Raw genomic sequence first — 19,820 nt, forward strand, 5'->3', positions numbered from 1 at the left:
ACACAACAGTAGTTAGTATGAGTAGCCAGACCATAAAATCAATAACTAGTAATCATCATTATAAAAATGCTTTCATAGAGACTTTTCAAAAGTAAATTGGTATAAATATGCTGTTCTTCCCATAAATAAATATACAAAAAATATATGACATTATATAACTATATTGGTATTAGATAATGCGTTATGCTATTGTTTAAACTCCATTTTATCACTTTCAGTTCTAAAACTTTTCATTTCCTATTACGGTAAAGAATAAATGTAAGATAAATTGTAAAATTAAGATGGTTAAGTACTTAAACTATAAAAAGGAATCACTCTAAAAAATCCAGGCGACCTTTAATTATTAAGACTCTAATACCGTCTTTAAACGTTCCACGACAGTTTTAACTTTTATAGAGCTCGTGGCTTTCTTGTAACCTTTCACCACTATATTACCGAAAATAGAAGTAGGAACGAGTGGAAATTGCTCTCTATTTACGGTGAGCTGATTTTCTTCTGCTTGTGCATATGGTACAAAACCTGCATAGGGATGTGTGTTACCCCATAATGTAATTACAGGAACACCATATAAAGCCGCTAGATGTCCGTTACCACTATCCATTGCGATCATAGCATCTAGTTGGGATATAACGCTTAATTCGTTCTCAAACGATGTAATGCCTGCCATATTAATGACATTTGAGGTAGTTCCTGCTATAATTTGTAGTTGCTCTTGTTCTTTCTTTCCACCACCGAATAGCAGTATCGTTATCTGATCATCTTGAGAGATGGCCTTTACAAGTTTCTTTGCTTTCTTTATAGTTATCGCTTTGGTTTTATGTGCAGCAAATGGTGCAAATCCTACCCATTTTGATGTTTTTCTACCTATTTGATCATGAATTTGAGGTAAAACGGCTTCTTTAGATAAAAACTCGTTACCATGCAATCTGATCTTAAAACCTAACTCACGCAGTACATTTGCATAACGCTCTGTACTGTGTGTTAAGGGTTTAAAAAAGCTAGGATCGTTGATCAATTTCTTTTTTTCAGCGCGTCCTTTATCAATTTTAAATTTAGGGATTCCTCTTAAAAAAGTACGTAATATTTTACTGCGCAACACATTGTGAAAATCTGCTACGGCATCTATTTTGAGAGCCTTAATTTCTTTAGAAAGTCGGTAGAGTCCAGATACACCTTTGTGTCTATTACTCACATCTGCTTCTATAAACGTGATGTCTGGAATATGCTCAAGGATGGAACGGAATCGCTTTCGCGAAAGCGCAACTACCTCAACACTAGGGTAATCTCTTTTTAAGGCCAATAAAACAGGCACGCACATAGCGATATCGCCCATAGCGCTTAGTCTAATGACGAGTATGCGTTGAGGTAGCGGCATGGTTTACTTTAGAGCTCTAAGGACTGGATTAAGTTCGTCATCATTATACATTTTCATCTGTTTGTAGACTTTCATATACTTGTTACCGTTAGAAATATCTTCTAAGAGTTGGTCTAGTGCGGTAGATAAATCCACACGTTGCTCTAGAAGAATGTCTAGCTTTTTACGGCAGGCGTCTAGGTGATCTTGAGAAGCATCTGTACGAGTTGCTTCTTCATTCATGTGGTATATTTTTAATGCAAGAATAGACATACGGTCTACAGCCCATGCAGGACTCTCTGTATTAATAGTTGCATTATCCTTAACCATCGCATCGCTATAAAGATCTAAAAAATAGCTATCTACATACTCTACCATGTCGGTACGATCTTGATTACTAGCATCTATCTTACGTTTAAGTGTAAGTGCGGCAACTGGATCTATTTGTGGATCTCTGATTATATCTTCATAATGCCATTGTACAGTATCTATCCAGCACTTGCGATATAATAAATGCTCTATAAGGTTAGAATTACGGTCGTATGGGTTTTCAAAATCTTGATCTACAGTATTCACTACGTGATAGGTATCGATAACAGTTTGAAAAATTTTATTGGCTTTATCTGAAAACATAAACATTATTTAGAAGTGCAAATATAAAGATTTAAGAACGCTCTAGAATCTAAGAATAAATAGAACTATCATAGTTATAAATGGAATCCATAGTAAGAATTCTTTAACGATCTTATTTTGTGATTCTTGTACTATTCTAGCGGTAAAGATAGATAGTAGCGGTACTAATAGTAGAGCACTTCCATTCATTATAAAAAATAAAAATCCACAAATACCAGAAAAACCAAGTACCGAAAATCTAGACCTAGCACTTATTGGTATTTTAGGAAATCCGAATAAAAATGCTAGCGAGATGACTAGACCTACACAACTAACTATAGAAGAAACAGCAAATAATACATCCATCTCAAAATTTACATAGTAAAAACTTAAATCAAATTTTTTAAATATCCTAAGAAAAATGTTTGTGCCTATATATTGATCTACTGTAAATGCAAGAATAGAGACACAATTAATGGCGATAAAAGGGACAGCCCAATAATTAAAATTTTTAAATGAATAGATGACAATGCTTAAGAATATAATAATAAAGAATAATGCGCTCCAGGAATGAAATAAGGTGGCTATAGAAACCCATAATGAAGCATCAAATATTTTTCTAACAAGTCCGATCGTAGTGCGCATACTAAGCAATCTTCTTAAGGCGAGTAACAGACAATTATATGCTATAAATATTTGCATGTCAGAGAAGTATACTAATCCTATGACGAGTAAACAACTGTAAATCCATAAGGAGAAAGAGTTGTTATGAGTAAGTTCATTTTTAAGTGTTATAAATTGAAAAATAGCTATAGACACAATGGCTAGAAAAGAAATCCAAATAAATTTCCAACCTAAAAAAGGGTGGTCTATTACAAAATAGCCCACCATAATTCCCACCATCAAAAATGTGATAATGTAATGAATAGGTTTACTAGTTTTAAAAAAACTGGAAAGCATAGAGATTTTTAACTATTTTTGCAATCGTAACAAGCAATTTACAGTAATGGAAACTTTATTAGACGCAATAGTAAGCTTATTTGAACTTATTTTAATTCCTTTTGATGCTTTGAGAGAGCTAGAAAACTCTAGTTGGTTTCTTGCAAACTCTGTATCATGGATCGCAATAGCTGTCCTAGTGGTTGCTTTTGTGTACTGGATGAAGCAACTTAAAGAGTACGATAAGGATGAGGATAAAACTCAAACTGGTCACTCTTTTTTAGGATAAGAAATCACTTTTTATAGGTCAAAACCTATATCCGTTCTATAATACATCTTATCAAAACTTAGTTTATCTAGGTTTTGATAAGATTTTTTTAGTGCCTGTTTAAAATCAGGTCCGAAACTAGTTACCGCCATAACGCGTCCACCGTTAGTTACTAATTTACCTTCTTTGAGGGCAGTACCAGCATGAAATACTATACTGTCGTCTATATTTTCTATTCCAGATATTTCCATTCCTTTTTCATAGGTTTCTGGATATCCACCTGCCACACACATGACTGTTGTCGCACTTCTAGAATCTAGGATGAGGTTTTCTTTGTGTAGTTCCGCTTTTGCGAAAGCGTCTAAATGAGCCAATAAATCGCTAGAAATACGTGGTAAGACTACTTCTGTCTCTGGATCACCCATTCTCACGTTGTACTCAATTACTTCTGGTTCTCCATCTACGATCATTAAACCTATAAATACAAATCCTTTATAAACGATGTTCTCTTTTACAAAACCGTTAATAGTAGGTTTTATAACGCGTTCTTCTATTTTTTGCATCAATGCATCGTCTGCAAATGGAACTGGAGATACAGCGCCCATTCCACCAGTATTAAGACCAGTGTCGCCTTCTCCTATACGTTTATAATCCTTTGCAGTAGGCATTACTTTATAAGAAGCACCGTCTGTCATTACAAAGACACTCATCTCGATACCGTCTAGAAATTCTTCTATCACGACTTTATTTGATGCCGCACCAAATTTGCCACCTACGAGCATTTCTTCAAGAGATTCTTTTGCCTCGTCTGCATGCTCGATAATAAGAACACCTTTACCGCCAGCAAGACCATCTGCTTTAAGAACATATGGAGGTTTAAGACTGTCTATAAAAGACATACCTTCTTTAAGGTTATCCTTAGTAAAACTCTTATAAGCTGCGGTAGGCACGTTATTACGCTCCATGAATTCTTTGGCAAATTCTTTAGAACCTTCTAGAACGGCACCTTGTTTAGATGGTCCTATAACGTTTACATGTTTTAACTCTTCTGTCTGGAAATAGTCATAAACACCTTCTACTAGTGGTGCTTCTGGACCTACTATTACCATAGTAACATCGTTATCAATAACAAATTTCTTTATCGCAGGAAAATCTGTGATTCCCAGATCTACGTTAGTTGCTATTTCATGAGTACCTGCATTTCCTGGAGCTACATATAGCTTGTTAAGAAGTGAACTTTTAATAATTGAGTGTGCAAAAGCGTGCTCACGGCCACCGCTTCCTAAAATGAGAACATTCATGTGTTGTGTTTATGGAATGCAAAAATAAGTTTTACCTTGCTCAAAGATCACTAGAATTATCAAAATGCCATTAAAACTTTTTGACAACATATTAAAAATACAAGGTTTTGAGATCAATAAGGCTCGTAGAGAGTTGGATAATTTGATTTCTAACGGTACAGTGGGTTTGCTACATCGCAAGGAATCTATAGTACTACACCATCTTACTAACAATCGTTTTTATAATAACCTCGTGGTAGATAAGAATGTGAAATGGCATGACCTACCTGTTTTAAGTAAACGTAATTTACAACAGCCGCTGCACGAGCGATTAAGTAAAAATTATACCGTAAAGAATATTTTTAAAGGTAAAACGAGTGGTTCTAGTGGACATCCATTTACATATGGTAAAAATAAATATGCTCATGCCATGACTTGGGCAGCATTTCATTATGCTTATGAGCAGCATGGAATCGATTTAAACACCTCATTACAGGCTCGTTTTTACGGTATTCCTTTGAGTGGTAAAGGTAAGTATATAGAGCTTATTAAAGATTTTGTGAGTTATCGCAAGCGTTTTCCTATTTTTAATATGAATGATGAGGTTATAGAAAGCTTTATCAACAAGTTTGATAAAAATACTTTTGAATACCTAAACGGTTATACAAGTAGTATAGTCTTACTGGCTAAGTATTGCAAGCAAAAAAATTTAGTTCTAAAATCTATCTGTCCGACTCTTAAAATTTGTATTGTAACAAGCGAAATGCTTTTTCCAGATGACAGATTACTGTTAGAAAAATGGCTAGGAATTCCTGTTATAAATGAATATGGCGCAAGTGAAGTAGGATTAATAGCTATGCAAAACGCTCAAGGAGACTTTGAGATCAATCAGCAAAATCTGTATATAGAAGTAGTTGATAATGATAACCAGCCCGTGCCTGATGGAACAGTAGGGAGGATTCTAGTAACAGATCTCTATAATCTAGCACATCCTATGATACGTTATGAAATAGGAGATTTGGGTAGTTTGCAAACCTTAGATAACGGCACAAGAGTTTTAGAAAATCTACAAGGTCGTACTAGTGATATTGCACGATTACCTAGCGGTAAAGTTGTGCCAGGACTGACTTTTTATTACGTTACTAAAACTGTAATAAAAGAAGATGTAGATATTCTCGAGTTTGTGGTCATTCAGAAATTACCAAATGCTTTTGAAATCCAGTACGTGAGTAAAAGTGAGATGGATACATCTATAAAAGAGAATATTCAAAATGCCATGGACGAATATCTAGAACCAGGATTATCTTTAAAATTTACAAGACTTGAGGTTCTTGATAGAAGCAAACGAGGTAAGTTGAAACAGTTTATGAGTGAGGTAGAATAAGGTGTGGTTTTATAAGTTTACTTTCATTCTATTCTTTACAAAAAACTGCTCATAAAAAAACCGTAACATAAACCAGGTGCTTTTAAAAATAGAATACCCTAAATGTGACCTATAAATAGCATAATTATATTTGATAAGATCTATTTTATTAGAAGATAATCCTTCACCCAGACGGTAACTCGCTATGGGTTCTTGAATTCCTATGGCAAAGTCTGCTTTTTTCATCACGTCTAGCCACATCGCCCAGTCCTGTCTTTTACGCAATGCAGGCATGTAGAACTTACCTAGTTCTTGAGCATTATAAATACCAGTAAGGTTTCCTAAGTAATTAGCTTTTAATAATTTTTTAAAAGTCAGTTTTTCAAATACCTTATGAATAAATTTTGGCTGATGTGCATAAGAGGTAAAAATTTCATAAGCTCCATAACAGAAAGTAGCATTCTCTTCTATCATTGTTCTAATTTGACATTCTAGTTTGTGTGGTTTCCACAAGTCGTCTGCATCTAAGAATGCTATATAGGTGCCCGTTGCTGCCTCGATACCTTTATTACGTGTTATTCCTGCTCCAGAATTAATGGTATTTTTTAAGGAAATAAAAGTAACTTGTTGTGAAGTGCTTTTTGATGCATACGCTTTCGCGAAAGCGTAACTACCATCAACACTACAGTCATCTATAGTAATAATTTCTAAAGGTCTATAGGATTGTGAAAGAACACTATCTAATGATTCTTTTATAGTTTCTAGACTGTTATAGGTAGGTATGATTATAGAAACGAGGCTCATCTAGTAGGCTTTTTCTTCACCTTGAAAAACGTTTACGATAGTTTTAAAGATAATTTTTATGTCTATGGCTATATTCCAGTTTTCTATATAATAGATATCGTTGCGCACACGACCTTTTATATCTTCTTCTGTCTCTACTTCACCACGATAGCCGCTTACTTGTGCTAGACCTGTAATACCAGGTTTTACAAAATGGCGCACCATAAATTTATCAATACGCTCTGCATACATGTGTGTGTGACTTACCATATGCGGTCGCGGTCCTACGACACTCATATCTCCTAGAAGTACGTTAAAGAACTGTGGCAACTCGTCTATACTGGTTTTACGTAAAAACTTACCGATTTTAGTAATCCTTAAATCACCACGTGTTACCTGATGTAAATGTGCAGTTTTGTTAGGTACCATGGATCTGAATTTATAGCAAATAAACTCTTTGTAATCTAGTCCATTACGTGCTTGTTTAAAAAAGACAGATCCTTTAGACTCTAACTTTATAATCACTGCTACTACAGGTGTTAACCACGACATAACAAATAGAATGATCAATAATGAAAATATAATGTCAAAGGCTCTTTTACCAAATTTATTTGCGACGTCGTCCAGTGGTATTTCTCTAAGAGAAAGGACAGGTGTGAGGCCATAATAATCATAATGCAATTGCTTAGATAGCGCAGCCTCCCTATCTGGTATAAATTTAAGAGTTCTCAAATTATTATCTGCAAAATCTGTTAGTTCTAATAGTTGCTCATTACTTAGCTCTTTAATAGAGCAAAATATCTCGTCTATTTGATATTCTACTACCCATTCTAAAAAACTGTCTATGGAGAACGTGGGAGAATGTACGTCGACTACTTTTTTAGCACGATAACCATAATCCGTATGGATTTTAAAGAACTCATTTAAACGTTCTGTTTCTTCATTTACACCTAAGATGGCAACGTTTCTATAATTACCGCCTAAAACGCTTCTATAGTTCTTAAGAATAAAGAATAGACTTATCTTAATTATAGAGATGCTACCTACTGTGGCAGCTATATAATTAAAGATAAAAGTAGACTCTCTATTTAAATCATAGTAATATCCAAAAAAGGCAAATACCACAAAACCAAAAAAGACAGATTGCTTTGCAAGGCGCATGAGTAAGGTGGTCAACTTTGTATTGCGGCGTATCTTGTAAAAGTCCAGTTGCATAGATACGATAATCCAGCAAATACCTATAAATATGCTATAAGTGAGTAGATCAAAATTTTCTACAAAAAAATAAGACGCAGAAAAAATAATCAATCCTAAATCTACAATGTAAGAAATAGGTCGTATAAAGCCAGAAAACCGGCCATTACGATAGGCTATACTATCTGCGGATATGTTTTGTAAAGTCCTTGTGGTCACGTTTATTTAATTCTACGGTAGATAACGATTTAAAATAATCATATGTTAACTTCATTCCTTCTTCACGACCTACCTTAGGTTCCCAATTAAGTATTTTCTTTGCGAGTGAGATATCTGGACGTCTTTTGAGTGGATCGTCTTGAGGTAAATCTCTATAAACTACTTTCTGGTCAGTTCCAGTCATGGATATAATCTCCTCAGCAAAATCGCCTATGGTAATCTCATTAGGGTTTCCTATGTTTACAGGGTCAGAATAGTCACTAAGTAGCAATCTATAAATTCCTTCTACCTGGTCATCTACGTAACAAAAAGATCTGGTTTGAGATCCATCGCCAAAAACAGTAATATCCTCACCTCTCAACGCCTGCCCCATAAATGCAGGAATCACACGACCGTCATTAAGACGCATTCTAGGTCCATACGTATTAAAAATACGTACAATTCTTGTTTCCAGACCATGAAATCTATGATAAGCCATAGTCATCGATTCTTGAAAACGTTTTGCCTCATCATAAACACCACGCGGTCCTATAGTATTTACATTACCATAATAACTCTCATCTTGAGGATGCACAAGTGGATCTCCATAAATCTCACTTGTTGAGGCGATTAATAGACGTGCATTTTTAGCTTTGGCAAGACCTAGTAGATTATGCGTTCCTAGAGAACCTACTTTTAAAGTCTGTATAGGTATTTTTAAATAATCTATAGGACTTGCTGGACTGGCAAAATGTAAGATATAATCCACATCACCAGCTACATGTACATAGTTAGAGACATCGTGATTATAAAATTCAAAATCTTCATGAGGGAAAAGATGTTCTATATTTTTAAGATCACCAGTAATAAGGTTATCCATTGCTACCACTCGGTAACCTTCTTTAATAAAACGATCACAAAGGTGTGAGCCTAAAAATCCAGCCGCACCAGTAATAAGAACTCTTTTTTTCATTTAATAGATAATTGAATAAGATGGTAAAGATAGCAAAATTGATTGCGTACTTCTAAGTCTTTCTTCTAGATGGTTATTATGGGTTGTTAAGCTAATTTAATTCTCCATATTGACGATTTAAAAATAATAGCGATAGCGATAGACAGAAAAATAATAGCTAAGAAAAATGCATTATTGTTACGATATTCATTTAAAAAATTGAGTTCGTTTTCTGAATCGCTTACTAGCATTTTTAAGGTGTTTTGATCTTTAATCTCATCACAAAAGGACTTTTTAATACGCTTTACATATTTTTTGCCTTTATAATTTAATTTTAAAAAATGACCACGACGTCCGTTATTTTGACAATCAGTTATAATAACTGTAACCTGTTTGTTTTTTTCAAAGATTTCTTTTTGAACAAAACCTTTTCTAAACACAATTATACTAATGAGTAGCATTATTATAGCCCCTATTTTTAATCCATTATTGCGTAAAAAATTAATCATACAGTTTTTCTAAAAAATAAAAGGATTAGGATCGAGTATTATATCCTTATAATTTTCTAATTCTTCAACAGCTGCAACACCTGGAAAATCACCTTTGTATTCTCGCATATCTGTCATGATCTGGAAATGGAGATGTGGTGAATAACCGCCGTTTTCTATTGGTTTTCCTAGAGTTGCTATGGTCTCGCTTTCGCGAAAGCGGAAACCAATCACCCATTTATCCATATCACTTATAGAGAGGTGTCCATAAAGTGTGTAGAGTTTTTTGCCCTTGAAATCATGTTCTAAGATCAAGGTAGGTCCATAATTCCCTGCATCATCATTGTACGCATAACTGTGTACAACGCCATCCATAAAAGCATGAACGGTTGTGCCCGCTGGAGCCCAAAGATCTATTCCCATATGGATGTCGCGTACCACACCAGCCTGGAATCTAGCCGATTTTCTATACAAGGCGCGTTGTTCTAAATAACCACCATGAGCGATGTATTTACCGGTTAGGGTACGCTTTTCTTCTAGATATTTTTCAAATGTAGAGATGTCACTCACATCGTTCTCATCCCAAAAGGTGTTAGTAATAGACAGGTCGATAGGGAAATAATCACTTTTACTGTATTTAGGGTCAATAAGGTGTTTAAAAGACATAAGCAGAGTACTTAATTAAGAGATAGCAATTTAACAAAATAAGAAAGCTTGTGTTATGGATAGTCGCTTTAAATCTTCAATAAATTGCGTATTTTTAAACCAAAGAATTTTGATATGATCAATAGAACGGTAAAAGGTGTGGAAGAAGCACTGGAAGGCGTTAAGAGCGATATGACTTTAATGGTAGGTGGTTTTGGACTGTCTGGTATCCCAGAAAATAGCATCGCACAACTAGTAAAATCTGGTGTAAAAAATCTGACTTGCATTTCTAATAATGCTGGTGTGGACGATTTTGGACTAGGATTATTGCTTCAAGGAAAACAAATCAAGAAAATGATCTCTTCTTATGTAGGAGAAAATGACGAGTTTGAACGCCAGATGCTGAGTGGAGAGCTAGAAGTAGATCTTATCCCTCAAGGAACTCTAGCCGAAAGATGTCGCGCTGCACAATCTGGTATTCCTGCATTCTTTACTCCAGCTGGTTATGGTACCGAGGTAGCAGAAGGAAAAGAAATGCGCAATTTTAAAGGAAAACCACATATTCTAGAACATGCCTTTAATGCAGATTTTGCTTTTGTAAAAGCATGGAAAGGTGACGAGGCGGGAAACCTTATTTTTAAAGGTACAGCACGTAATTTTAATCCTGTTATGTGTGGTGCTGCAACCATTACTGTTGCAGAGGTAGAAGAACTTGTACCTGCAGGAGAATTAGATCCTAATGAAATTCATATTCCGGGAATTTTTGTGAAACGTATTTTTCAAGGTGAGAAGTATGAGAAACGTATTGAGCAACGCACGGTTAGGAAGAGAGAATAAAAATGCTGAAACCTTTCCCTAACTTTAAAGGGTAGGTTTCTTAATAATACTATTGTTTAAAAGCTTTTGTTGCTGCACCCTTTAAGGTTGGGGAACGGAAACTATAAAATATAAGTTTGAGCGATTGAGAACTGTTTAATACCTCTACCGCCAGGACGTTTACCAAATAAAAAATCATGTTAGATAAAATAGGAATAGCAAAAAGAATAGCACAAGAAGTAAAGAATGGTTACTACGTTAATCTAGGAATAGGAATTCCTACACTGGTAGCAAACTATGTCCCTGATGGAATGGAAGTAGAGTTTCAGTCAGAGAATGGTGTTTTAGGAATGGGAGCTTTTCCTTTTGAAGGAGAAGAAGATGCAGACGTGATTAACGCTGGAAAACAAACTATTACTACCTTACCAGGAGCGAGCTTTTTTGATAGCGCAACAAGCTTTGGGATGATACGTGGACAGCACGTAGATCTTACCATTTTAGGAGCTATGGAAGTGGCAGAAAATGGTGATATAGCTAACTGGAAGATACCAGGGAAAATGGTAAAAGGAATGGGCGGCGCTATGGATCTAGTCGCTAGTGCAGAGAATATAATCGTTGCCATGATGCATACTAATCGTGCTGGTGCGTCAAAACTGCTTAGAAAATGTTCTTTGCCTCTTACAGGAGTCAACTGCATCAATAAAGTAGTAACTAACCTGGCAGTGCTAGAAGTAACTGACACAGGATTTAAACTCTTAGAACGTGCACCAGGAGTGAGTATAGAAGAAATTAAAAACGCGACAGAAGGAAACTTAATTATCGATGGTGAAATTCCTGAGATGAATATTTAAAAATGCTACTATTATGTATAGCTTATAAATAAACCTTCTTGCTATTTTATTATGGTCAGATAAAGCTGCACAAGATTCATTCTAGGGTCGTTCTTTTATAAATTTTAGAATATTATATTTCTTTGCACTGTCTTTCTTATATTATAAAACCATGAAAACAAGATAATTAATGGAATTAATAATTGCTATTTGAAATAAAACTAAAGTATTTATTGATCAAATACATTTATAACATAATTGCTCTTAGGTATTTTATACAAAGAGGAATACATCACATGATGAGAAAAATTCTAAATTTATTTATCTCATTAGAATTATTTTGTAATGTATCAAAATAAGAATTTTTAATAAGAGAAGGAATAATAACAGGAGGTTTCATCTCTATTAACCAGTTCCTTCTTTTTAATAAAACCATGTTCTATTATTTACATTAATATGGACAAAGAAAATAATTGAAAAATAAATTTTAAAAGGATGGCCCTGATTATTCCTATAAGACTTTCTTAACTAGAAATAGTTTAAAACTGATTGATTAAAAAGTGTAAATCATCATTTGATGCGGTATGCCGTCTTCTAAATACTTCTCTCCATGAGAGTTGAATCCTAAATCGGTATAAAATTTATGTAGATAACATTGAGCAGAAATTTGTATAGCAGCGTACCCTTGATCTTTACAGTAATTTATACTAGCATTCATGATTTTCTGACCATAAGCGAGACCACGCATTTTAGGACTTACTACCACACGACCTATACTCGCTTTTTCAAAATAATCACCAGGTTTAAAGATGCGTGTATATGCTGCAAGTTCTTGATCTTTATAACCTAAAATATGCATGGCTTCTTTATCCTTACCATCTAGATCTTGATAGACACAATCTTGTTCTACCACAAAGACTTCAGACCGTAATTGCATGACCTTATATAGTTCTAGGGTAGAATAATCATTAAATGATTTTATTAAAACCTCCATATTTAAAATTGTTTAGGAACATTTTTAGGTTGTGGCGGTTTAATACCTATTCTTATATCTGTGATAATTTTTTCTAGCATATTACCGAATTCTTCATCACCAGCAGCCATTAATTCTTGACGTCTTGCATCTAGATCGTCTAGGGTTTCTTCTTTATCTTTTTCATCAAATTCTTCTAGATCGCGCCATATTTCCATAAGTTTCTTATGTGGGTGGACCGCAGTTCTTAATTGATGAATTATAATAGTAGCTTCTTTTCTCATGAATTTACACCGGTGTAAATTTCTTAGAAACCTACATCTAATTTTTATTTTATCAAATTTACAATGATTTCTTCTCTCTATATGCTAATGAAATCCTATTATGTTCCATTAATAATTGCTCATCTTTTAAGTAGCTTTTTAATAAATGAATGACATAATCCAGTTGATCTTCTGTTATATTTCTATAGGCAGGAGCAGGTACTACATCCTTCCATCTTGCAAACAAAGTATTATCTAGAGCAATGCGCCAGTAACAATGATTATCAAAATCTAGGTGTAAATGTTTATTAGGTAATTGATTACCTAAATCCAGATACTGTTGTCTTTTATTAAGATTCATTATAAAAAATGTAAACAAATATGAGTATAAATGTGATTGTTAACGATAGAATATAAAAGATAAAACTAAAAAAATATCTTTTTCTTTTACTCCTCAAATTTATAAATACATGACTAAATAATAAATATCTAACGATTAGATAAATCAGTACACTAGGTAAAATAAAAATTGAGAATAAAAGGATAAAATAATCTTGTAGAGAACCACCAGATAATAGCATTATAGAAGCTTTTATATGTTCCGCTTTCGCGAAAGCGTACTTATGAACATGCTATCTTGTTAACACGAGTAGCATGACGTCCACCAGCAAATTCTGTATCTAGAAACGTCTCTACCATAGCTATTACTTGTGGTATAGAAGTGAAACGTGCAGGGATACAGATAACATTTGCATTATTATGTTCACGTGCTAGTCCAGCAATTTCTTTAGTCCAGCATACTGCACCGCGTACATTCTGGTACTTATTAACAGTCATAGAGACACCTTGTGCACTACCGCAAATAACTATTCCTATTTCTGTAACGGCCTTATCAACATCCTGACCTACTTTGTGAGCAAAATCTGGATAATCTACGCTATCAAAGGTATCCGTACCGTGATTATTAATTTCATGACCTCTTGCTTTAAGCATTTTTACTACTGCTTGTTTATAATCTGGTCCTGCGTGATCGTTACCTATGGAGATTTTCATATGTTGTGTGTTTATAATACAAATTTACACTTACTCAACCATATTTTAGGGTTATTAACATCGATGGTTTTACACTATTCATAAACAAAGGATAACCTGTTAATAGAAATGCAAAAATTATATTAGGAATATTGTTATGAATAGTCCATACCCATTTTAAATTGAGAAAACCAAAATATAACTCATCAATTTTCTAATGACTTTTCCAACCCATATGCTTAGAAATAAACAATGAAAAAGAGATCTTCTTATTTACATTTATATGTGGATAACGGTTGTAAACAAATGTGAATAACCATAACGGTTAATGAGTATCAATTTATTTTACAATGAGTTAACGATAGAATAACATGTGTACAACTGTAGATAAGTTAACACATTTACCAAATCCTAATTTTTATTTAAAAAGTTATACCGCTATTAACACTACATCATAACCATCATATTTTATTTAAATTTTAAAAAAGAAAAATGATATTGTTTATATATGTTTATAACATTAAATATAAAAAACAAAGAAGGAAAAATATAACCTAATGCTATTCTCTATTCACTTAAAAGAAAGCTGCTCTTATAAAGTAAAGCAAATTATTTTTTACGCTATAAAACTATAGAGGTGCGTAATTTTTAAAGAAGATTAAGGTAAGGATCAACTATATTAGAGTAGGTAGTTAAACGGTAGCTTCTACTTTAATAATCCTAGTTTGGTTATTTGTATGAGTAGCATTGGTCGTAGTGTCTAAGGTTTTTGAAACTAAAACGTACAGTACCACTATGCCTACAAGAAGAATTCCTGAAAAAATCAATGTAGATAAGATTGGTTTTTTTATGCGCATATGATAGGTTTAACGATTTCAAATAGAAATAGTTGTTTTAAGGTAGCTTTATTTCTTAATTTAACGTTAATGAATGTTATCTAGAGAGTTATATTATTGGTTTTCACAGGTATTTAATATCAACCAATTTTAAAAGTTTAACTTTGTAAGTAATATGAATAAAAAGAAAAAAAGAAACTCAAAGACTAAGTTTCAGAATTTGAGTCAGTCGGTACTCAGTGCTATAAAGCAAGATCCGAATAAAAGTTACAATTACAAGCAAATTTGTGCCCACCTAGGAATATCAGATTCTAGTGGACGCAATCAAGTTATAAAAAAATTACATCAACTCAAGTCCAAAGGAAAGATAGAAGAGATAGATCGTGGTAAATTTAAAATTATCAAGGCTATCGATTATTATACTGGACGTATAGATGTAAGTACACGTGGTACTGGTTATGTAATTACCGAAGAACTAGAAGAAGATATCATGATACCTAAAAGATCACTAGGCCAGGCGCTTAATGGTGATGAGGTAGAAGTGTATGTTTATAATAGAAAACGAGGTTCACAGCCAGAAGGTGAGATCACTAAGGTTATTAAACGTAAGAAGACAGAATTTGTAGGAGAGATACAAGTGCATGATAAATTTGCTTTTGTTAATGTTACAGATCCTAAGATTCAGACCGATTTCTTTATCCCAGGTCGAGAGATTAATGGAGCAAAAGATGGACAGGTAGTTCTAGTAGAATTTGTAGAATGGAATGATAAACAAGATTCTCCTAACGGTAGAGTTAAAGATATTCTAGGAGAACCTGGAGAACATGATACAGAAATACATGCTATTCTTGCTCAGTATGGTCTTCCTTATGAATTCCCTGCACAAGTGGAAGAATACACAGAAAAACTTGATAAATCTATATCCTCTCGCGAAATAGAAAAGCGTCGCGACATGCGTGAGACCCTTACGTATACCATAGATCCTGGAGATGCAAAGGATTTTGATGATGCCCTATCATTTAAAGTTCTTGAAAATGGTAATTATGAAATAGGTATTCACATTGCAGACGTATCTCATTATGTAAAAGAAGGAACTGTTCTTGATGACGAGGCTTATGAACGTGCGACGTCTGTATATCTTGTAGATAGAGTAGTGCCTATGTTACCTGAGGTACTTTCTAATGGTGTATGTTCTTTAAACCCACATGAAGATAAGTTATGTTTTTCTGCCGTTTTTGAAATGGATAACTCTAGTAAGATTCATAATGAATGGTTCGGTCGTACAGTAATACACTCTGACCAGAGATTTGCTTATGAAGAAGCACAACATATCATAGAAACTAGAAAAGGAGAGATTCCTGGTGATATCTCGCTTACGCGAAAGCAAACAACCATCCAGCCTGCAATAGTAGATGCTACTTTAAAGTTAGATGAACTAGCTAAGATTATGCGTGGACAGCGTATGGAAGATGGAGCTTTAAGTTTTGATAAAACAGAGGTAAAATTTAATCTTAACGATAAATCTGAACCAGTTGGTGTTTATTTTAAAACTTCTAAAGATGCTAATAAGCTTATAGAAGAATTCATGTTGCTGGCTAATAGAAAGGTGGCTGGTTTTATAGGTAAACAACAACCTAAAAAGACATTTATTTACCGTATTCATGATGAGCCTAATGATGAGAAATTAGGAGCACTTAAGAATATAGTTGTAAAATTTGGCCATACTTTAGATCTAAGAGATCGTAAAACGGTTACTAAGTCACTTAATAAATTATTAAATGATGTAAAAGGTAATAAGGAGCAGAATATGGTAGACACGCTGGCGATAAGAACCATGTCTAAGGCTGTTTATTCTACTAATAACATAGGTCATTATGGTCTATCTTTTGATTATTACTCTCATTTTACGAGTCCTATACGTCGTTATCCTGACGTTATGGTGCATAGATTATTGCAGCATTACCTAGATGGCGGTAAAACAGTAAGTGAAGAATTATATGAAGAAAAATCAGAACATTCTTCAGAAATGGAAATTCTAGCTTCTAAGGCAGAGCGTGATTCTATTAAATACATGCAAGTTAAATTCATGAAAGACCACTCTGACGAAGAATTCTTAGGTGTTATTTCTGGTGTTACTGATTGGGGTGTTTATGTAGAGATTATTTCTAACAAGTGTGAAGGAATGATAAGACTAGGCGACCTCGACGACGATAGTTATGAATATGTAGAAGAGGAGTTTGCTGTAGTAGGTCGCAAGACTAAGAACACTTATACGCTAGGTGACGAGGTTTATGTAAAAGTAAAAAATGCAGACCTAGTAAAGAAACACTTAGATTTCTGGATGATAGGAAGTAGAGAAAAAGTAGATAAATAAACTATTTAAGTTCATATTATAAGCGATTCATTTAACATAAATGAATCGCTTTTTTTTTACCTTTTATTCTTGTTACATTTTGATTTGAAAATTATATAGTATTTCATAAGCTGCTACAGGATTTTTATTCTTGTAGTATAAAACTATGGATACCACATCTTTTAAAGATTATAGAATCCTGAAGAGCATCCATTATTTTAAAGATGTACGCTCCTTATGTTAGTTTATATTAATAGAGATGCTTTTAAACTACATGTAAATATCCTTGTATTTATGGAATGTTTTTTCTCATCCTATGAGTGAACTATTTCATAGTAAAGTAATTCTATGCTTCTAGATGGTAATTTGTTTAATGAAGCATTGATATTTTTGAATTGTGAGATACCACTGCAGGTTGCTTTTCTACGTTGTACTTAAGTATAATGAATAGTCTTTTGTACTAACTATTGTATTGTAAATAAATACTTTCACAAACTAATTTCTAACGATAGTTACTTATTGATTTTAATTTTACAGCTGAATTGTAATGAATTACATGTATTACAACGGTTTTATATTACATTTTATCTATAATGTTTTTTGTAAAACATTCATTTTTAATTAATTAATGATATAGGTAGATATTTGTATTGTAATTAGAGCGTGAGAAACTTTAATTCTTTTTTCATAATGATTTCATTTTATAAATCTTTTCAAATTTTAAGGTTTTTGAGAAGTAAGTTGAAATGTTAGATAGTTTTTTTTGGTTGGTTAGTAGGGAATCCTAAGTTGTCGTTTATGATACTTAGGATTTCTTCGTTTAGGATATTTTCTTTGCCTAGCATTATATGTTTCTATCATACTTTGGCACACGATTTGGTTATTATCTAAGGAAGGTTATTCGTAGTAATTTTCATAAAGTTTTTGGTTGGTTAGTAAAAGTCAATGTTTAGAAATAAGCATCGACTTTTTATTTTTTATCTATCATGGACTGTAACATTACTTAATAAATAAAGTCTTTAAAAAAATACTCTTATCATGAATCGATTATTATTTACAGTAACAATACTCTTTTGTGTCTTTTCTATAGCACAAAACCCAAGTGAAAATACCATATCAGATTTTGATACCATTAAAGTTTTTGATCTAATAACGGTTAATTTAGTAAAATCATCAGAAAATAAGATCGTCATTTCTGGAGAAGACGTGGATGACGTGGAGTACATTGAAAAGAACGGATTATTAAAAGTCCGTATGCGCCCAGAGAAGGCTTTTGATGGTTCAAAAACCTTTGTACATGTTTACTACAAAGAATTATATTTAATCGACGCAAATGAAGGTTCTAGAGTTTTTTCTAATGAATTAATAGAACTGGACAGGCTACAAATAAAAGTACAAGAAGGTGCCATGGTAACAGCAGGGTTAATTGTTAAGAATCTTGATGTAAAAGCTGTTACTGGCGGCATAGTGAGATTAAGTGGTCAGGTTGAAGATCAAATTCTAGTGGTGAACACTGGCGGAATAGTGGAAAATGCTCAACTTAAATCTGATTATTCTAAAGTAAAGCTACAAGCTGGTGGTGATGTAGAGATCTTTGCTACCCAATTTGTTGATATAAATATAAGAGCTGGTGGTGATGTTGTGGTTTATGGTAATCCTAAAGATGTGAAGGAAAAAACTCTATTCGGTGGTAGTATTATGATCCTTGATAAGTACTAAATATTATTTATGTTAAGTGCTCCAATCACCTTAATACACTATTAGATCTATAAAATAACATTTCTAATTCTATATTTGATATCCCTATGTGTTTTCCTACCTTTGAGGTTCAACACAATTCTGAATGCTTGACGATATTTTAAAGGCCATTCCACTAGGCCTTGTTATGGCTTTTCTCATAGGACCTGTTTTTTTTGCTCTACTTGAAACTAGTGCTTTAAAAGGATTTAGGGCGGCTATCGCCCTAGATGCAGGTGTTCTCATAGCAGATATTATTTTTCTACTAGCGGCATATTTTATGACTTCTAGTATTCTTGAAAAATTAAAAGATGACCCAGGACTATTCATTTTTGGTGGTAGTATTCTCTGCATTTATGGTATTGTTTCTTTTATTAAGACCGATAAATCTTACTTAAAAGAAGTAAATACTAAGGTACTCATGGTTCAAAAGAAAAATTATATTACTTTATTTATAAAAGGTTTCTTACTTAATTTTATAAACATTGGGGTACTAGGTTTTTGGTTAGGATTGATAGTTGTTTTTAGTCCGCAATTAGATAATGATGGAGAACGTATTACTATTTTCTTCTCTACTGTTTTACTTACTTATTTTATAATTGATATAGGTAAAATTATACTAGCCAAAAGTTTGAATCGGTATTTAACACCTTCTAGAATTTTTTGGTTAAAACGTCTTATTGCGGTAATTATGTTTATAAGTGGAGCAGTTTTAATTTTTAAAGGTGTTTTCCCTAGCGCAACAGAAAATATTGAAAATCAATTTCAAATCTTGCCTGAACAAGTGGAACCTATAGATCTAGATATAGAAGTTATGGAAGAGTTTAAGGAAAAGGAAAAGTCGGTTATGGATACTGAATAAGATTATCCACAACCTTAAAAACTTAAAAATCCCCAATCAGTT

General features: G+C 33.4%; 20 protein-coding genes. 7 read left to right on the top strand and 13 right to left on the bottom strand.

All coding sequences use genetic code 11. From position 1 onward, the window contains the following. Positions 1-343: 343 nt before the first annotated feature. The 3 genes from Q0838_RS08220 to Q0838_RS08230 are packed head-to-tail and all read right to left on the bottom strand — an operon-like array spanning position 344 to position 2,926. Positions 344-1,375, bottom strand: a complete 1,032-nt coding sequence (locus Q0838_RS08220) for a glycosyltransferase family 9 protein (RefSeq protein ID WP_298953369.1) — start codon at positions 1,373-1,375, stop codon at positions 344-346. A gap of 3 nt (positions 1,376-1,378) precedes the next feature. Next, positions 1,379-1,987: a DUF4254 domain-containing protein gene (locus tag Q0838_RS08225; protein ID WP_298953372.1), complete on the bottom strand. Its 609-nt coding sequence runs from the start codon at positions 1,985-1,987 to the stop codon at positions 1,379-1,381. Positions 1,988-2,029: 42 nt separating this feature from the next. After that, positions 2,030-2,926 carry a hypothetical protein gene (locus tag Q0838_RS08230; RefSeq protein WP_298953375.1) on the bottom strand — a complete coding sequence of 299 codons (897 nt, stop codon included), beginning with the start codon at positions 2,924-2,926 and terminating at the stop codon, positions 2,030-2,032. Positions 2,927-2,972: 46 nt separating this feature from the next. Between Q0838_RS08230 and Q0838_RS08235 the strand changes: the two genes are divergently transcribed. Next, entirely contained in the window at positions 2,973-3,194 is a 222-nt protein-coding gene (locus Q0838_RS08235) for a uracil phosphoribosyltransferase (RefSeq protein ID WP_298953377.1), read from the top strand. A gap of 11 nt (positions 3,195-3,205) precedes the next feature. Here Q0838_RS08235 and purD read toward each other — a convergent pair whose 3' ends face one another. After that, the gene (gene purD / locus Q0838_RS08240; RefSeq protein ID WP_298953380.1) at positions 3,206-4,474 is read right to left on the bottom strand and encodes a phosphoribosylamine--glycine ligase; all 1,269 of its coding nucleotides are present in this window, start codon (positions 4,472-4,474) and stop codon (positions 3,206-3,208) included. Positions 4,475-4,538: 64 nt separating this feature from the next. Between purD and Q0838_RS08245 the strand changes: the two genes are divergently transcribed. Beyond that, positions 4,539-5,837 (top strand): phenylacetate--CoA ligase family protein, encoded by a 1,299-nt coding sequence (locus Q0838_RS08245; RefSeq protein WP_298953382.1) that lies wholly within the window; start codon positions 4,539-4,541, stop codon positions 5,835-5,837. 9 nt (positions 5,838-5,846) lie between these two features. Here the strand turns inward: Q0838_RS08245 and Q0838_RS08250 are convergent, their stop codons facing one another. From Q0838_RS08250 to Q0838_RS08270, 5 genes are all read right to left on the bottom strand, one after another. Then, positions 5,847-6,620, bottom strand: coding sequence for a glycosyltransferase family 2 protein (locus Q0838_RS08250; protein ID WP_298953384.1), 774 nt, complete (start codon positions 6,618-6,620; stop codon positions 5,847-5,849). Continuing rightward, a complete protein-coding gene (locus Q0838_RS08255) occupies positions 6,621-8,012 on the bottom strand; it encodes an exopolysaccharide biosynthesis polyprenyl glycosylphosphotransferase (RefSeq protein WP_298953387.1) in 1,392 nt (463 codons plus the stop codon). Beyond that, positions 7,975-8,964, bottom strand: coding sequence for a UDP-glucuronic acid decarboxylase family protein (locus Q0838_RS08260; protein ID WP_298953389.1), 990 nt, complete (start codon positions 8,962-8,964; stop codon positions 7,975-7,977). The genes Q0838_RS08255 and Q0838_RS08260 overlap by 38 nt, the downstream gene beginning before the upstream one ends. An 86-nt stretch (positions 8,965-9,050) precedes the next feature. After that, positions 9,051-9,452, bottom strand: a complete 402-nt coding sequence (locus Q0838_RS08265; RefSeq protein WP_298953391.1) for a hypothetical protein — start codon at positions 9,450-9,452, stop codon at positions 9,051-9,053. Positions 9,453-9,461: 9 nt separating this feature from the next. Further along, positions 9,462-10,097: a peptidoglycan DD-metalloendopeptidase family protein gene (locus tag Q0838_RS08270; RefSeq protein WP_298953392.1), complete on the bottom strand. Its 636-nt coding sequence runs from the start codon at positions 10,095-10,097 to the stop codon at positions 9,462-9,464. Positions 10,098-10,211: 114 nt separating this feature from the next. On the opposite strand from Q0838_RS08270, the gene Q0838_RS08275 reads away from it, so the two are divergent. Together Q0838_RS08275 and Q0838_RS08280 are read left to right on the top strand one after the other, a co-directional pair. Beyond that, the gene (locus Q0838_RS08275; protein ID WP_298953394.1) at positions 10,212-10,913 is read left to right on the top strand and encodes a CoA transferase subunit A; all 702 of its coding nucleotides are present in this window, start codon (positions 10,212-10,214) and stop codon (positions 10,911-10,913) included. 176 nt (positions 10,914-11,089) lie between these two features. Further along, positions 11,090-11,743, top strand: a complete 654-nt coding sequence (locus Q0838_RS08280) for a 3-oxoacid CoA-transferase subunit B (protein WP_298953396.1) — start codon at positions 11,090-11,092, stop codon at positions 11,741-11,743. Positions 11,744-12,275: 532 nt separating this feature from the next. On the opposite strand, the gene Q0838_RS08285 is transcribed toward Q0838_RS08280, so the two are convergent. The 4 genes from Q0838_RS08285 to Q0838_RS08300 all read right to left on the bottom strand — a co-directional run bounded on the left by Q0838_RS08285 (position 12,276) and on the right by Q0838_RS08300 (position 14,011). After that, entirely contained in the window at positions 12,276-12,716 is a 441-nt protein-coding gene (locus Q0838_RS08285; protein ID WP_298953398.1) for a GNAT family N-acetyltransferase, read from the bottom strand. A gap of 2 nt (positions 12,717-12,718) precedes the next feature. Next, positions 12,719-12,979 carry a hypothetical protein gene (locus tag Q0838_RS08290; protein WP_298953400.1) on the bottom strand — a complete coding sequence of 87 codons (261 nt, stop codon included), beginning with the start codon at positions 12,977-12,979 and terminating at the stop codon, positions 12,719-12,721. A 58-nt stretch (positions 12,980-13,037) separates the two neighbouring features. Then, on the bottom strand, positions 13,038-13,319 hold the full coding sequence (locus Q0838_RS08295) for an acetyltransferase (RefSeq protein WP_104514215.1): 282 nt from the start codon (positions 13,317-13,319) through the stop codon (positions 13,038-13,040). 260 nt (positions 13,320-13,579) lie between these two features. Further along, positions 13,580-14,011, bottom strand: a complete 432-nt coding sequence (locus Q0838_RS08300; RefSeq protein ID WP_298953403.1) for an RpiB/LacA/LacB family sugar-phosphate isomerase — start codon at positions 14,009-14,011, stop codon at positions 13,580-13,582. Between the two features lie 990 nt (positions 14,012-15,001). On the opposite strand from Q0838_RS08300, the gene rnr reads away from it, so the two are divergent. The 3 genes from rnr (at position 15,002) to Q0838_RS08315 (ending at position 19,778) form a co-directional block, all read left to right on the top strand. Beyond that, positions 15,002-17,200 carry a ribonuclease R gene (gene rnr, locus Q0838_RS08305; RefSeq protein WP_298953407.1) on the top strand — a complete coding sequence of 733 codons (2,199 nt, stop codon included), beginning with the start codon at positions 15,002-15,004 and terminating at the stop codon, positions 17,198-17,200. A 1,017-nt stretch (positions 17,201-18,217) separates the two neighbouring features. Beyond that, positions 18,218-18,898, top strand: coding sequence for a head GIN domain-containing protein (locus tag Q0838_RS08310; RefSeq protein WP_298953409.1), 681 nt, complete (start codon positions 18,218-18,220; stop codon positions 18,896-18,898). 124 nt (positions 18,899-19,022) lie between these two features. Next, complete coding sequence (locus Q0838_RS08315) at positions 19,023-19,778, top strand: LysE family transporter (RefSeq protein ID WP_298953411.1); 756 nt, start codon at positions 19,023-19,025, stop codon at positions 19,776-19,778. Positions 19,779-19,820: the final 42 nt, after the last annotated feature.

It is taken from the genome of uncultured Nonlabens sp. (genome assembly GCF_947495285.1).
Classification (GTDB): domain Bacteria; phylum Bacteroidota; class Bacteroidia; order Flavobacteriales; family Flavobacteriaceae; genus Nonlabens.

Bases quoted from the DNA above. Each gene is read 5' to 3' on its own strand.
- Q0838_RS08220 (WP_298953369.1), bottom strand. From the start codon at position 1,375: ATGCCGCTACCTCAACGCATACTCGTCATTAGACTAAGCGCTATGGGC.
- Q0838_RS08225 (WP_298953372.1), bottom strand. From the start codon at position 1,987: ATGTTTTCAGATAAAGCCAATAAAATTTTTCAAACTGTTATCGATACC.
- Q0838_RS08230 (WP_298953375.1), bottom strand. From the start codon at position 2,926: ATGCTTTCCAGTTTTTTTAAAACTAGTAAACCTATTCATTACATTATC.
- Q0838_RS08235 (WP_298953377.1), top strand. From the start codon at position 2,973: ATGGAAACTTTATTAGACGCAATAGTAAGCTTATTTGAACTTATTTTA.
- purD (WP_298953380.1), bottom strand. From the start codon at position 4,474: ATGAATGTTCTCATTTTAGGAAGCGGTGGCCGTGAGCACGCTTTTGCA.
- Q0838_RS08245 (WP_298953382.1), top strand. From the start codon at position 4,539: ATGCCATTAAAACTTTTTGACAACATATTAAAAATACAAGGTTTTGAG.
- Q0838_RS08250 (WP_298953384.1), bottom strand. From the start codon at position 6,620: ATGAGCCTCGTTTCTATAATCATACCTACCTATAACAGTCTAGAAACT.
- Q0838_RS08260 (WP_298953389.1), bottom strand. From the start codon at position 8,964: ATGAAAAAAAGAGTTCTTATTACTGGTGCGGCTGGATTTTTAGGCTCA.
- Q0838_RS08265 (WP_298953391.1), bottom strand. From the start codon at position 9,452: ATGATTAATTTTTTACGCAATAATGGATTAAAAATAGGGGCTATAATA.
- Q0838_RS08270 (WP_298953392.1), bottom strand. From the start codon at position 10,097: ATGTCTTTTAAACACCTTATTGACCCTAAATACAGTAAAAGTGATTAT.
- Q0838_RS08275 (WP_298953394.1), top strand. From the start codon at position 10,212: ATGATCAATAGAACGGTAAAAGGTGTGGAAGAAGCACTGGAAGGCGTT.
- Q0838_RS08280 (WP_298953396.1), top strand. From the start codon at position 11,090: ATGTTAGATAAAATAGGAATAGCAAAAAGAATAGCACAAGAAGTAAAG.
- Q0838_RS08285 (WP_298953398.1), bottom strand. From the start codon at position 12,716: ATGGAGGTTTTAATAAAATCATTTAATGATTATTCTACCCTAGAACTA.
- Q0838_RS08290 (WP_298953400.1), bottom strand. From the start codon at position 12,979: ATGAGAAAAGAAGCTACTATTATAATTCATCAATTAAGAACTGCGGTC.
- Q0838_RS08295 (WP_104514215.1), bottom strand. From the start codon at position 13,319: ATGAATCTTAATAAAAGACAACAGTATCTGGATTTAGGTAATCAATTA.
- Q0838_RS08300 (WP_298953403.1), bottom strand. From the start codon at position 14,011: ATGAAAATCTCCATAGGTAACGATCACGCAGGACCAGATTATAAACAA.
- rnr (WP_298953407.1), top strand. From the start codon at position 15,002: ATGAATAAAAAGAAAAAAAGAAACTCAAAGACTAAGTTTCAGAATTTG.
- Q0838_RS08310 (WP_298953409.1), top strand. From the start codon at position 18,218: ATGAATCGATTATTATTTACAGTAACAATACTCTTTTGTGTCTTTTCT.
- Q0838_RS08315 (WP_298953411.1), top strand. From the start codon at position 19,023: ATGCTTGACGATATTTTAAAGGCCATTCCACTAGGCCTTGTTATGGCT.